At 40.9% G+C, this 15,031-nt stretch carries 9 protein-coding genes; 1 reads left to right on the top strand and 8 read right to left on the bottom strand.

The features are described from left to right. Nucleotides 1–5: 5 nt before the first annotated feature. A complete protein-coding gene (locus A9P82_RS10180; RefSeq protein WP_066207508.1) occupies nt 6–1,451 on the top strand; it encodes an RtcB family protein in 1,446 nt (481 codons plus the stop codon). A 200-nt stretch (nt 1,452–1,651) separates the two neighbouring features. Here the strand turns inward: A9P82_RS10180 and A9P82_RS10175 are convergent, their stop codons facing one another. The 8 genes from A9P82_RS10175 to A9P82_RS10140 form a co-directional block, all read right to left on the bottom strand. Next, nucleotides 1,652–2,032: a DUF3037 domain-containing protein gene (locus A9P82_RS10175; protein WP_066207507.1), complete on the bottom strand. Its 381-nt coding sequence runs from the start codon at nt 2,030–2,032 to the stop codon at nt 1,652–1,654. 1 nt (nt 2,033) lies between these two features. Next, a complete protein-coding gene (locus A9P82_RS10170; protein WP_066207505.1) occupies nt 2,034–2,819 on the bottom strand; it encodes a HipA family kinase in 786 nt (261 codons plus the stop codon). Between the two features lie 231 nt (nt 2,820–3,050). Then, nucleotides 3,051–3,866 carry a sialate O-acetylesterase gene (locus A9P82_RS10165; RefSeq protein ID WP_082915311.1) on the bottom strand — a complete coding sequence of 272 codons (816 nt, stop codon included), beginning with the start codon at nt 3,864–3,866 and terminating at the stop codon, nt 3,051–3,053. Nucleotides 3,867–3,868: 2 nt separating this feature from the next. Further along, nucleotides 3,869–6,556: a glycoside hydrolase family 2 gene (locus A9P82_RS10160; RefSeq protein ID WP_066207504.1), complete on the bottom strand. Its 2,688-nt coding sequence runs from the start codon at nt 6,554–6,556 to the stop codon at nt 3,869–3,871. A gap of 36 nt (nt 6,557–6,592) precedes the next feature. After that, complete coding sequence (locus A9P82_RS10155) at nt 6,593–8,071, bottom strand: hypothetical protein (RefSeq protein WP_066207503.1); 1,479 nt, start codon at nt 8,069–8,071, stop codon at nt 6,593–6,595. 38 nt (nt 8,072–8,109) lie between these two features. Continuing rightward, a complete protein-coding gene (locus A9P82_RS10150) occupies nt 8,110–10,050 on the bottom strand; it encodes a sialate O-acetylesterase (protein ID WP_066207501.1) in 1,941 nt (646 codons plus the stop codon). 23 nt (nt 10,051–10,073) lie between these two features. Further along, nucleotides 10,074–11,678 carry a RagB/SusD family nutrient uptake outer membrane protein gene (locus A9P82_RS10145; protein ID WP_066209829.1) on the bottom strand — a complete coding sequence of 535 codons (1,605 nt, stop codon included), beginning with the start codon at nt 11,676–11,678 and terminating at the stop codon, nt 10,074–10,076. Between the two features lie 22 nt (nt 11,679–11,700). Then, complete coding sequence (locus A9P82_RS10140; protein ID WP_231891137.1) at nt 11,701–14,883, bottom strand: TonB-dependent receptor; 3,183 nt, start codon at nt 14,881–14,883, stop codon at nt 11,701–11,703. Nucleotides 14,884–15,031 lie beyond the last annotated feature (148 nt).

Raw genomic sequence — 15,031 nt, 5'->3', positions numbered from 1 at the left:
TAGAAATGAAATTAAAAATAACAGGAAAAGAATTGCGGGCAATCGGTTATCCCGAAAATCCCGTCATCAGTATTGCCATGAATGTGATGCAAAAGCATTACAAGTTTATAGATAAAGGAGATGCAATGGTATTGCTGAAAAATATTTTAGCAACGCCGAATGAATACAAAGACGATAAAATATTAGGCATCATCGCGGAACAATTAATCCCGAAAGAAAAAGCGGAAGGCGAAGAAATATCATTGAATCAATACGGTATTCAGTTCTCCGTATTCGGACAGGAGCATATCGATGAAAAAGCCATGCACCAAATGTACCAGGCGGCAAAACTTCCCGTAAGTGTTGCAGGAGCTTTGATGCCCGATGCACACAGCGGTTACGGCTTGCCAATCGGCGGCGTGCTGGCAACAGACAATGCGGTAATTCCTTATGGCGTTGGTGTGGACATTGGCTGCAGGATGTGTTTAAGCATCTTTGATATTCATCCGCAGGAATTGAAAAGTAAAGAAGCATTTTTTGTACGTGAATTGGGTGCGGCAACTTTATTTGGCAGCAGCGCTCAGTTTAGGCAGGCAGAAGATCATGCAATAATGGACAATGAATTGTTTTATCAATTGCCATTGTTGAAAACCTTACACGGCAGGGCGTGGAAGCAATTAGGCTCTTCAGGTTCAGGGAATCATTTTGCGGAGTTCGGCATTATTGAAATTGTAGAAAAGGATGAAACGTTGAATGTGGAAACGGGATTGTATGTAGGTTTTCTTACACATTCCGGAAGCCGTGCACTGGGTGCTAATATTGCCAATTATTATACAAAACTCGCTATCAGTAAAAGGCGGTTACCGCAGGAAGCCAAGAATCTTGCGTGGCTTTCGCTGGACGAAGAAGCGGGCATGGAATATTGGCTGTCAATGAACCTTGCAGGCGATTATGCTTCCGCTTGTCATCATGTGATTCATGATAAAATTGCAAAGCAACTAGGACGCAAGCCCGTCAAAATGGTGGAAAACCATCACAACTTTGCATGGAAAGAAATGCTCGACGGGAAAGAAATGGTTGTGCACAGAAAAGGCGCTACGCCGGCGGGCAAAAATGTTTTGGGCATTATTCCCGGCTCTATGACAGCCGACGGATTTATCGTGAAAGGCAGAGGAGAAACAGCTTCCATTAATTCCGCTTCGCATGGTGCAGGCAGAAAGATGAGCCGTTCACGTGCCATTGAATCTGTTACGGACAAACAGTTCAAAGACGAACTACAAAAATTTGGCGTAAAACTTTTGGGCGGCGGCTTGGACGAATCTCCTTTCGCTTACAAAGACATTCATACCGTAATGCAATCACAGAAGGCGTTAGTCGATGTTGTGGGAAAATTCACACCGAAGATTGTGAAAATGGACGGTGCGAAGCATAAAATATGGAAAAAGAAAAATGATGAAATACCGGGGGAATAATTTCTCCGGTATTTCTATTTAAAGGTTCAATTTTAACGGGCAATAGACTGAGTAATGAAATAATTAAACACGATTATTGACATTTGTAATTATCTTTCAGATTCCATGATAGGACTATGGAAAAAAACGTGATGGACGGAGCGTACCATTAGAAAAGATGTAGGATTAGTATTGTCAATCCAATGTTCGTATTCTCAATATCATCCTCTCTCCACCTGTTCTCTGAATATCTTTTGCAGCGCAACTTCGGGATTGTCGGTCAAGCCTGTATGTACTCTCGAAGTTTGTAAAATGGTGCTCCTTACTGCTGTAAGCCAGCGAAACCTGGAAGCGATGTCCAGCGAAGCTATGGGACTTTTTTTATTACTTCCGTTGGCGACGCTTACAAAACCATTTAAATAATTTTTGATTAAAATTATATCGGCTTTAGAGCATAAGCTTTGCAGCAATTCTTTATTCAAAAAAACTTCAATGCCAAGATATCGTTTGCTTTTGCAAAATAATACTACACCCGCGTTGATGAATTCTTCACGCTCTACAGAAGGCACAATTCTTATAACCGCATATTCAAATGATTCCATATTAAACGTTGATAGTTTGGTTATAAAATATAGATGCATTGTCTCGCCGGCTTTTTAAAAACGAAAAGTAAACATCTCTGAGCTGCTGAATGTTTTCATTGTCGTTGACAGATTCTGACAGCCATTCTTCGGGAACCATATTGATAATTGCTTTCAAAATATCGTCGGTCAGCAATGAAGGGAATTCTTCATTTACTTTTTCCAAATCTTTTGCATAAGGCAATAGCACATGGTCTTTGATATTTGTAAACGGACTTAATGCCATCTTTTCCCAATTCTGCCATTGATGATGAAAATACAAACTTGCGCCATGGTCTATCAGCCAAAGCGCATGACGCCAATACAACAGATTGGTATTTTTTGCGGTGCGGTCCACATTGGTCAGGTAAGCATCGAGCCACACAATTTTTGAAGCGGTAAGACTGTCAATATCTTCAACCGCAGGATCAAAAGTAACAGCGCCTTCCAAAAAATGTACGCCCAGATTTAATCCTGTGCTGGCTTTTAATAAATCCTGTATTTCTTCGTCCGGCTCGGTACGACCGAAAGATTCGTCTAAGTTTGCAGCGACCAGTTCAGGAACATTCAATCCTAAATATTTAGCCATGATGCCGCCGATAAAATCGGCAATCAATGCTTTCGAGCCTTGTCCCGCGCCTCTGAATTTGATAACATATTTGAAGCTGTCATCTGCTTCTGCCAATGCCGGTAATGAACCGCCTTCGCGAAAAGGCTGTAGATATCTTACAAGATTGACTCGTCTTAATTCGGGAATTTTATGTTCCATAATTTGTAAAATTAGCGGAAACGGATAAATTACCGAAGTTAGCTTCTGTTGTTTTCTTGCATAATAGAGATTCGTACTAAAAAGAGAGGGAATATGTTTAGCATCATCCGAAAAAGCGGTTGTAATTTTTTGACCAAAGCTAGCAAACCAAGTGAAAGCAAATTACAATTGTTGCAAACTTGCTGCACACGTATCTAACATTAGGTCTGAAAATGTACTAAAAGGCTATTTTTAATATAGTAGTTTCTTCATTGCATTTGCATAGCGTTTGCCAAGCTCCCTTGCCGAGGATGCATCAAAGTGGATTTTGTCGCCCTTATCTTTCAATCCTTTTGCAGAAACGACTTTTGAATATGCTATAGTTGAGGGAATACTGTCAATTACCTTATTGATATAATTATGCTGTTGGAAATAACCTATTTCTCCGGCGACAAAAGGCAATCGGGGCAGTTGAAATTCATTTCTTAAACGGGTAACAAGCGTTGTTATTTCAGCAAGATAATTTGCCGCTTTTGCAGGGCTGTTGTCAGATTCTCCCTGGTGCCACAGAATACCATTTAGCACACCACTTTTCATGGCAATCTTTGTTCTTTCAATTGCTTCATTGTATGGCTTGTGGTGCAGATAAATACTATCGGGCTGCCATACACTGATAGGCGAACCGCCCCATGCGCAGGGAATCAATCCTATCCGTGCGCCTTTGGGTAAATGCTTTAATAGCACTTGTGCAAAGCTAAGCCCGGGACCAACACCAACAATGTCGGGCTTATCAAAATGCAAAGGGTCTTTAGCAACTACCCATTGATTATTTTTATTCAGCATCAGAATATCCGGGTTTGTTTTTTCATCCGAAGGAAGCGGCGCCCTGCCCGACATATTGGACTGACCGATGAGTAGGAAAAGATGTAAATTGGTATCCTCTTTAGCTGTATCATTCTTCACAAATAATTTTTCATGCAAATAATTGTTGGCGGGTGTTGCTGCCTTCGCGTTGGGAAAATAAACGACAAAAATCAGCAGCACTACGAATCTGAATGGAGTTTGCATATTTAATAAATTTTATTTACCTGTAATCCGTTTAAAATTGTTTTGCCTTTTATCGGTTTAAAATCAATCAGAATGCCGTCGCTTCCTGTCACATCTACGAATATTTTCGTACTATATGCTCTTCCGGGAATAAGATAATTATCGTTGCCCAGGCCGTCGATTATTTTTTTACCGTTAACTAATACGTCAAATTTTCTTAGTTCTGTTTTCGCCGAATGTGTATTGTGCTTTGCATCCAAATTATAAATATTAGCATCTTGCCGCGTATTGGACAATAATTCTGCAAAATGAAAAGTAACGGCGTATTTACCTTCCGGCACATCTAATTTAAACTGTTGTATGTCTGTGCGCTGCGTTTCATAAATGGCATCGTAACTTGTTCCCAGTATATCTTTATCCGATCCATAAGGCTGTCTGCCGGAGTTTTTCATCTTAAATACATCTCCGCCAATATAGCCCCAGCTTCCCGGCGTATATGGTTTTTCCGGAATCCACACCTGTTGCAAAGTGTCATCATTAAAATATCTCTGGTCGCCGAGACTGATATTTATTTCGCTAAACGGAATATTTGAATCTTTCAGATGAAACGGGATAAGCCTAAAGTCGATATCTGCAAAATCTCCAACCGTCGTATCGCCAACGGCTACGCTTGTCTCCAAATGATTGATGCCATTGAGAAAGGGAACCCGAAATACAGCTACGCCTTGTCGGGGCAATTCTTTTTTCAATAAATGCCCGTTTTGGAAAAGAGACACTTCGGAGTTCTGATTGGTATATATTTCTACGGATTGAGTGGCAAAAGCGTGTCCGGAATCTGCCACCGCGCTTCTCAGCTTCCAACTGCGCGAACCGATAGCAATAAACGGCGTACTTAATAGTTTTGACTGATAGTAAAGATAGACATCTTTAGGCTCGCGCGTTCCTGTAACCAATCCTTTGTTATTGACGTGCGGCATGGTTTCTTTTCTTGATTCCGCATTAAAATCGTGCAGTGTCCATACCATTGCACCGCTGATGAAAGGTCTGTCTGCAATTACTTTCTGATATATTTTATGAAAATAAGTTTCATATTCCATAGACTTATCGAACCTCACAGGATGGGTACTGTGTACGCGCGGGTCGCCGTCTGCACCATATTCCGTAACAATCATCGGCTTATTGCCAAGCTCTCTGTGGTGGCGTTCCATATTTTTTTCAAAGTCATTGATGTCTGCTCCATACCAGCCGGGATACTGATTCCAGCCAATGACTTGCGGCACTTCAGTTAGTCCCGAACGAATGTACAATGATAAATCTCCATGAAATGGAATCATGGTATAGCGTGAAGGGTCTTCTTTTCGGCTGAAACTATCGATGGACTGCGCCAGTTCTTTTACATGGCGAATATATATCCTCTGTCTGGCTGTATCGCCCGAATAACGTGGTGCAAGCAGCACTTCGTTCATATATGCCCATATTACAACGGATGGATGATTATAGTTTTGCCTTATCATTTCTTCCATCATTTTAAGACAGTTGTTTCTGAACGTATCGTTTTCCGTAATCCTGTTTACGATAGGTATTTCCACCGAAGTAATGATACCCAGTCTGTCACAGGCTTCCATTAAAGAAGGGTCTTGCGGATAATGCGCTACTCGCAGCAGGTTGGCACCCATATTTTTCAGCAACTGCACATCATTGACGTGCATGGCATCGGGCAACGCATTTGCTTTGCCCGGATAATCCTGATGCCGGCTTGCACCCCAAAGCTTATAATGTTTTCCGTTCAGGAAGAAACCCTTGTCTGCTGTAAATCTAAACCACCGGAAGCCAATCGGATTGCTGACGACGTCCAGCGTATCGCCGCTTTTCGTATTGATAATACAGGAAATTGCCCGGTACAAATAAGGATGTTCGGGACTCCAGAGTTGCGGATTTTCTATATTACTAATGTGTTGCTCAAAGGCTGTGTTTTCGTCCGCATTCAACCCAACTGTATTATTTGCCTGAGCAATTAATTTTCCTTCCTCGTTAAAAACAGAAGTGATAATCTTTACCCTGCTTTGTTTTGTTTCTTTATTGGTAATTTCCCCTTTGATTAACACATCGGCTTTTTGACTGTCCACTTTTGGTGTTGAAATAAACACGCCATCAGATGCATCATTGTCAGCATCAAAATGTACTTTGTTGAAAGCAGCAAGATATACATCCCGATAGATGCCGCCGTAAAAAGTAAAGTCTGCCGATAACGGCGGAATGTTTTCATTGTGGCTGTTGTCCAATTTCACTTCAATTTCATTTTTATTGCCGTTGCCGTTGAAGTTAATAAAGTCGTTGATGCGGAAAGAGAACGCTGTATAACTTCCTATATGCTTACCCACAAAATGCTTATTGACATACACTTCCGCCACCTGTGCTGCGCCTTCAAAGTACAGATACACTTCTTTATTACGATAAGCATCGGGTATATAAATCGTTTTACGATACACGCCAATACCTTGGTAGTAGCCCGGCGCATCGTCCGAAACATCGTCCGTGTTCCAACTGTGCGGAATAGAAACCGTTTGCCAGTCCGCATCTTTATAAGTGCCGCTCAATTCAATATCGCCTTTGTGAAACTGCCAGTCGGTATTAATGGATTGCTTTATTCTTTGCCCAAAAAGATGGGTAATATTTATGAGTAAGAAAAATGCTGTAAAATAATTTTTCATTTTTATTTATCAAGTTTATAAAACAATTTATATTACCTATTGCCCAGGCGTTAACCTTATTAAGCTCACTACATTCGGCGCTAAGGTTATTGAGTATTTTGAAATATTAAAATCTGCCGAAGAATCTACCGTTTGTAGGTTTGCATGGGATGCATCATACAAAAAATTGCTGTGTGTTGAATCGATAACGCTTCGCGTCATCTTTACTTTTTTTCCTGAAAAAGCGGAAGGCAGATTGCTGAAAGAAACATCAACCGTATGTGTTGCTGAATTCCTGTGTTGCCAATTCCACACCAACGCGGTAACACTGTTTGCATCTTTCGTTGCCAGACAATATACACCGAATCCTGTTGTATTATCTATCGGGGCAGAAGTCGATTTTATCCGTATGGAATCCATTTGAGATAAAGCAAGAATAGTATTGCCGAAAGTGGTCGGCACATTAACGCCGTATTTGGTATTATCCGCAAAAAAACTTTTTTCGTTATGGTCGGTAAGACGTGTGTCCCAAAAAAACGGAAACATTTTATTATTGCCTGTTGTAACATAATAATAATTGTAAGTAGCCGCAGATGCAGCCGCCATCAGCATTCCGCCGGCTTCGGTGTAAGGATTTCCTGATTCGTATAATTTATTGCCGGGAAAAATTCCATGTTCTGTTATGAATGCAGGAATATCGGCACTTAAACCTTTTGCCGTCAGCCAATTTTCAATATTACTTCTTCTTGTCCCTAATTGAATTAAATGGTCTGTATTGGTTTCTCCCTTTGTATTCCACGAACAATATTCATGATAAGAAATAAAATCCAACCGTTTATTATGGTCGGTATCCGCTGCATAGTTATTGATAAAATTTTGCATCTTGGTTGAATTCCATTGCGAGATGCAAGGTCCGCCAACTTGCAACGGCATTTGTCCCTCAGGCAATGATGCGTTGTAACGGTTTACTTCCTGATAAATTATTTTATAATAAATGTTGTAATAATCCTCATCGCTGATAGCGGGGCTAAACAAATCATATTCATTGGTCGCTTCTATGTAAACAATGTTTGAGGCTATGGCTTTGAAGTGCGTTAATAACTGTCTTACCAATGTTCTGTATTGCGCAGTATCTGTGATGCTGCCTGTTACAGAGCCTGAAACGTTTACCAATAATTTTTCGGGAACACGCTTTGCATCGGCTACATAGTTATCATAGTTGCTGATGCCCAGATCGTTAATTGTATTTACCGAGATAAAAAGCCTTGCTGCTTTTTGTGCAATTCCTTTTTCGATAAGATAATCATTGTCTATTGCTTTCAGCGGATTGCTGCCTACATTGCCGCCTGTGAATGTGATGTTCGCACGACGGTACAAACTGTTGTCGAATGTTCCGTAAACATCGCCGCAATCAACTTGTATCGATGCAGTTGATGTGGAATCGGGTTTGGAAGGCTGACTGTTGAGTTTATCTTTTTTACAAGCGGGAGTTATCAGTAATATTTGCACAAGGCAAAACAGAAATATATTTTTCATAACTAAGAATTTTATGATTACTTAATAGAATTATCGGCTTATTTATTCCAATCGTCCGTTCTGAACGGCGATGCGGGCAACCCTTCTTTGTTGTATAAATTACAGCCCATCGGATTATTTGCCCAAGCGTATCTTACTGCAACAGGATTGCTTATTGTATCATTCCATACAATTACTTTATTGTTCTCGATTTTTGCTTTTGCCCAAACAAATTTTTTGTCTGCGCCCGCAACAGCAAAGCGTTTCAGCTCTCCGTCTTTGGCAATTAATCCGCTGCCGACATTGGTAAATGATACAATGATTTTATTACCTTCTACTTTCATGGATTTATAAATTGGTCCGCTGTATACAACAGTATTTTCGTGATAGGCAATTTTTTCGGCGGCTAATGCGAGTCTTTTTCCGACCTCTTTTTTATTCAACGGATGCACGGTGTTTGTTTCGCCGATATCAACAGCAACCGCCAACGCAGTATTCGGAACGGTTTGTGAAACCTTCAACTGCGATTCTCTTATCCATGCCCAACCGCCTTCGGACGGCTGCGTTTGCACTGCCATATAATTTGCCAGCTGCACAATTAAAAAAGGAAGATTGCCTTGCTGCCAACGATTACGCCAATCGTTAATCAAAGCAGGCAACAACTTGGCATACTCTGCTGCTTTACCTGAATTAGCTTCGCCCTGATACCAAGCGAAACCTTTGATGGTGTAAGGAATTAAAGGAGCAATCATTCCGTTGAACAATACCGCAGGCTGATAAGGCATTACCGTAAATGTTTCCGACGGCAAAGGAGCAACAGAATCGCCGATGGCATATTTCCACGCGCCTTCCAACGAAATATCTTTGCCGCCAACTGTAAGACGATAAGGATTGTCCTTTATAAAACCGCCATAGCCGTTTCTGTCTATAATGCGTACGACAATTACATTTTTACCTGTGCGCAACAGCGATGCAGGAACGGTATATCTTCTTGGTACATATTTGTTTGGCGAACTGCCTACTTTTACTCCGTTGAAATAAGTTGTATCTTCATCATCTATCATGCCCACATCGAGAACAGCCTTGTGCTGCGTTTGCTCTCTGCTTAAGAAAACGTCTTTTCTTGCCCAAACAACTCCGTCCACATTCGCAAGCCCCTGCGTTTCCCAAAAGCTCGGAACCTGCAATGTTTTCCATTTATCTGCATCGTAAGCAGGATTTGCATACGTTGTTCCATTACTCAAAAAACCGCTGTCATTATCACGAACTTTTTTATACCAATTGTCTTTTATCTCTTTATCTTTTTTTACAGCCGCATTGAAATTCGCCGTGTCTTTAAAATAGTTATATCTCTTTATGTAATAAGAAAACTCTTTCAATCCTTCAACGCTTGTCCATGCTTCGGCAGGCGTACCGCCCCAACTTGAGTGAATAATACCGATTGGTATTTTATATTTTTCATAAAGGTTCTTTGCCATGTAATATGCGGCAGCGCTGAACCGAAGAATGTTTGCTGGATTGGCTTGTTTCCATTTTCCCGTAACATTATTTTTTACCGTAAAACTGTATTGCCGGTTTACATGAAACTCGCGGATGTTTGTATTGGCTGAAGCGGCAATATCTTTCGCTTCTTTCTCTATCAATCTGCTCATTGCAAATTCCATATTGCTTTGCCCTGAACAAAGCCATACATCACCAAACAGAATGTTTTTTATTTCAACAGTATCATTTGCCGTGCTTATTTTCATGGTGTACGGTCCGCCGGCTTTTGTTGCAGCCAGCGTTACAAGCCATTTTTTATTGCTGTCAGGTTTTGCTTTATATACTTTGTTGTTAAACGAAACTGTTACTTCTTTTCCGTTTAAATTCCATCCCCAGATTTTTACAGGTTGGTCTCTTTGCAAAATCATACTGTCGCTTACCAATGCAGGCAACTTTAATTGAGCAAAAGAAATGAATACTGTAAAAAGCAGTAGCAAAACCAGAAGTGCTTTTTTCATTATTTCAATAATTTTTATCCCAATTAATATCCCGGATTTTGGTCCATAACTTTACCTGTATTTGCATCTATTACATTCTGAGGAATAGGGAGCAGCACATTATAATCCTGTATGCCCGCAGCTGCAGTAGGATTATGCGCTTTTACTCTCTGCACAAGTGTTCCCGTTCTTACAAGCGTTTCGCGCCTTTCTTCTTCCGTAACCAATTCACGCGACCTTTCATCCAGAATAAAATCAAGCGTTACCTGCGATGCCGTAACAGGCGATGCGTGCGACCTTTCCCTTACTTTGTTTATCCAATCTGCCGCTTCATCCAATTTCCCCAATTTCATTTCTGCTTCCGCCAATAACAAATAAGTGTCTGACAGCCGCAGGTATGTTTGGTCGGAGTACGAATAAGAAGCGTTCCAAAGCGAAGGATCAGCATACGTCCAATCCCATTTACAGGTGCTTTCCCATTTTTTATTGTTGGCAACCATGTGTGCCACATCTGACTGAGTATAAGTTGTATCGCCATTGGTATTTACATAATATTTTCTGAGCGCATATTGGCTTCCTCTGTCGTCCTGCGGTTCATAAATGGATAATGCCCAAGGCGTAACAGAAAGCCTGTTAATTCCTCTGCCGCCGTATTCAGGAGAGTATGGGGCATAGCTGCTGTAATCCACAAGCCATGTATAGCGCATGGCATTGCCGCTTGCTCCTTTATAGTCAATCACATCAGAATTGGGAAATACCCAAAGCCCTTCCGTATTTCCCTGAGAAGGAAGAATATTGCCGCTGTAAAACTGGTCCATAAAGGCACAACCGGGCTGATCCTTCTTCACACCATAGCGTTCTGTAACCAATTTGTAATGAGAATTATTAACCACTTTTAAGGCTTCTTCTTCCGCCTTATCATTTTCGCCTTTCCACAAATACATATCGGCCAGGTAATGCTGTGCAATGGCGCGGGAAAGCACCAATACGTCATTTGAATTATCCGGCAGATATTGTTCGGCAAAGGTTAAATCGCTGATGATAAGATTTTGAACATCACTTACAGGGTCACGGTTCCAATCGTTCCGGTAAGTCAATCCGTTGATTTCAGTTGTGTCAATAGGCACTGCTCCGTAAGTATAAACCAAATGACGATATGCCCACGCGCGAATTAAATGGGCGTGTGCAAGTATGAGATTTTTAAGAGAATCGTCGCCTGCCGGCGAACCGCCCTGCCAGTCAACACCTGAATTTTGTGCACGGCTGATAATCATATTTGAGGCAGTAATTACTTTGTAAAGCCAGTTGAATACGCCCGTAATGAGCGCTGCCTGCGGATTCAGGTCCACATTATACCTGTTCAATCCTCTGGAAAATGACAGTTCTGAATTTGCCCATCCAATGTCTGTACCATCTTTCCAGATTGCACCGGCTTCAAGCGAAACCGTTGACGCGTTAACAACTTCTCTTTCTTGTCTTGGAAAATCAAGTAACGCATTTACCGCAAGCCGGAAACCGTCATAGTTTACATAAAGATTATCTGCATAGATTGCGTCTTTCGGATGTTCAGTCAAAAAATCTTTGGAACATCCAGCAAATGATGCGCATAATACCAGGACAAATAATATCAGTATTGATAAATTTTTCATAATCAGAAATAATTTAAAAGTTTTAAAATCCAAAGCGAAGACCTAAAAGATAGGTGCGGGATAAAGGAATGCCCGTCTGGCTGCTTAATTCCGGATCCATACCTTTCCACTTAGTAAAAGTGGCTAAGTTTTTAGCATCGAAATATATCTCGACATTATTAAGCCCGGCTTTCTTTAAAAGATGTTTGGAAAAGGTATAACCAAATGACACATCGCTTATTTTTACAAAACTGCTGTTGTCTGAACTTCCGAAATAACCTACGCCGAACGGATTTGAATCATCCCGGTTCTGCGGATAAGTATTGATAGGGTTTTCGGGTGTCCACCATGTTCTGTTCATTGCCGCATTGCGACCATCAAAATATGTGTTCATCAAACTGTTGTAGGATGTTGTTCCCTGAAGAATACGTACTAAAAAGCTGAGATAGAAACCTTTATACCGGAAAGTATTGGTAATGCCTGCAATATAAGACGGCTGTGTGGAACCGATAATAGCCCTGTCGGATGCATCTATTTTACCGTCGCCATTGACATCTTTTACCCTTACATCTCCTGGCTTGGCTGTCGGTTGTGCCGAGTTGGCAATATCATCTCCTTCCTGCCATATACCGTCAAATACATAGCTGTAATTTACGCTTATCGGTTTGCCGATGAACCATTTGTTGCTTATGTCATCAGCCGGATTGCCGCTGCTGTCCGTCAATCCTACATTTACGATTTTGTTCCGGTTAAATGATATATTGAAATCGGTATTCCAACTAAAACTTCCACTTTGAATATTCACAGAGTTAATCATGAACTCCATTCCCCAATTTTTTACTTCGCCCACATTTTGCAAAATGCTGGTAGTGCCGTTGATGGGCGATATTAATTTGTTCAATAAAAGGTCGTGTGTGCGGGAATAATAATAATCTATACTACCCTTCAATCGGTTATTAACAACGGAATAATCAATGCCTGCATTCAGTTTGTTTGTAGTTTCCCATCCTAAATTTGGGTCGCCTAACCTTGATGGATAGAAGCCTATGGCTGTTTCTCCGTTATTGTCCAGATAAAATTGTTCCGTTAGTTGCGGTAGTGTTGCATAAGAGCTGATAGCCTGATTACCGTTTTTACCGTAGGACACTCTCAGCTTTAACATATCTATCCATTTCTGTGCATGGAGAAACGGTTCTTCGCTTATGTTCCAGCCCAATGCAATGGAAGGAAATGTACCATATTTTTTATCGGAGCCAAAAGCTGAATATCCGTCTCTGCGAACAGTAGCAGTTAAGAGATACCTGTTTTTATAGGAATAATTTAACCGCCCCATTTCAGAAATATAGTTTTGCTTCACATATGAATCTGTTGGCGACCAAACCGTTGCCAAAGCATTTTGATAATAAGTCATAATATCTTCCGGGAAGCCGTTGGCATTCAGGTTGTGTTGTTTACTTATATTTTCCTGTGCGCTGTACAATCCGGTAAAATCTATAGAATGCTCGCCAAATCTGCGTGTGTAAGTAACTATATTTTCCACCAGCCAGTTTTCGTAATTCCAATTGTCTGTAACGGCATTTCCCTTTTCCTGCAAACCGGCTCGTGTATCTGAACCATAATAATCTTCAATGCTTCTGTTTCTGTACTCGTAACCGGTATTGATTCGATAGGACAATCCTTTTATAAAAGGAAAATCTATTTGCAGATAATTATTTGAAAATACGGAATGGGTAACGTCTTCGTCAATTACATTTAAGCCTTCCAGCGGATTTGCCCAATAAGGGTCTTCCGGCCAGGGCGTTAAATTCAGTGTGCCGTCCGGATTATAAGGCAATGCTAAAGGGTTCATGGTAAAAGCATTGCTAAAGCTGGCAGATAATCCATTTCTTCCATATCGACCAAATTGCGTGTTTGTACCGAGTTTCAACCAGGTAGCTATCTTCGCTTCCAGGTTTATACGAACATTTATTCTGTCAAAGTCATCATTTTTTGCTATGCCTTTAATGCCATTGTATGTTCCGGAGATATAATAATGTATTTGTTCCGAACCGCCGGAAACCGCGAGGTTTTGCTGGTTTCTTTGCCCGGTACGGGTGGCTAGTTTTACCCAGTCTGTATTCACACCATTGGCATGATTTTCTATTTCACTGGCTGTAAGAATATTTTCTCCGAACCTATCTACTTTTGTTTGATAAAATTCATCGGCATCCATCATATCAGGAAGATATCCCAGTTTATCTATGCCAAAATAGCCGTTATAGGCAATTTGGGCTTTTCCCGTCGTTCCTTTTTTTGTAGTAATTAGAATGACACCATTAGCGGCACGGGAACCGTAAATAGCTGCCGAAGAAGCATCTTTCAAAACATCTACAGAAGCAATATCGTTAGGGTTGATTTCCGAAAGATTATCGCCAAAAGGCACTCCGTCCACGACTATTAAGGGAGAATTTCCTGCCGAAATGGAGTTTCTTCCCCTTACCTGTATCGTATGACTGTTGCCCTCGGCACCGGCACCGTTGGTGGTAACGGTAACTCCGGGAATGCGCCCCTGCAACGATTGTGTAATCGTTGTTTGAGGCATCGTGTTGAGCTGTAAATCTTCTGCGCTGAGTGAAGAAATAGCGCCTGTTACATCTCTTTTTTTCTGTGTTCCGTAACCGACTACGATTATTTGGTCAAGGTCGTGAGTAGCTTGTGTTAAAACGATTGAGATGGTGTGGCGACCATTAACGGGAATTTCGAGCGTTTTGTATCCTATCATTGAAACAACCAGCGTTTCGCTGCCGCCTAAACCGTTGAGGAAAAAGCTTCCATTGTTCGTTGTTATTACGGAATGATTGGAGCCTTTTACGGTAATGACAGCCCCGGCTAAAGGCTCTCCTTTTTCATTTACAACTGTTCCTGTAACGTCAACAGGTGGTGTTTCATTTATTGGAGCAACGGTTTTCTTTTCTCTGATGATAACCATTTTGTCAAAAATGGTATAGGTTAAAGGCTGCTCTTGAAAACAAATATCAAGTACATCACGAAGTGAGGCATTCCTTACATCTAAGGTAATTTTTTTTGCCTTTTGCAACAAACCGTCTGTGTAGATAAACGTATAACCTGTTTGTACTTTTATGGCATTGAATACCTTAACCAGAGATACATCTTTCTCCTTAATGGCAATCTTTTGTCCATTAACCTTGGCGCTCGTCTGTATGCACGCGATAAGTATAAAAAACATTATTAGCTTCATAGTCAGCACCATTTGGGCAAGCTTCCGTTTTCGCATTTTCAGAACTTGCCGAATAGCAATCATTAACATAACTTTGCTTTGTTTGAGTTTAAATAATAAAAACATTCTATCCTGATTGTTCTATTTGGATTAGCTT

Origin of the sequence: Arachidicoccus sp. BS20 (assembly GCF_001659705.1) — a bacterium.
GTDB lineage: Bacteria > Bacteroidota > Bacteroidia > Chitinophagales > Chitinophagaceae > Arachidicoccus.
This window is presented reverse-complemented; position numbering and strand designations above follow the sequence as displayed.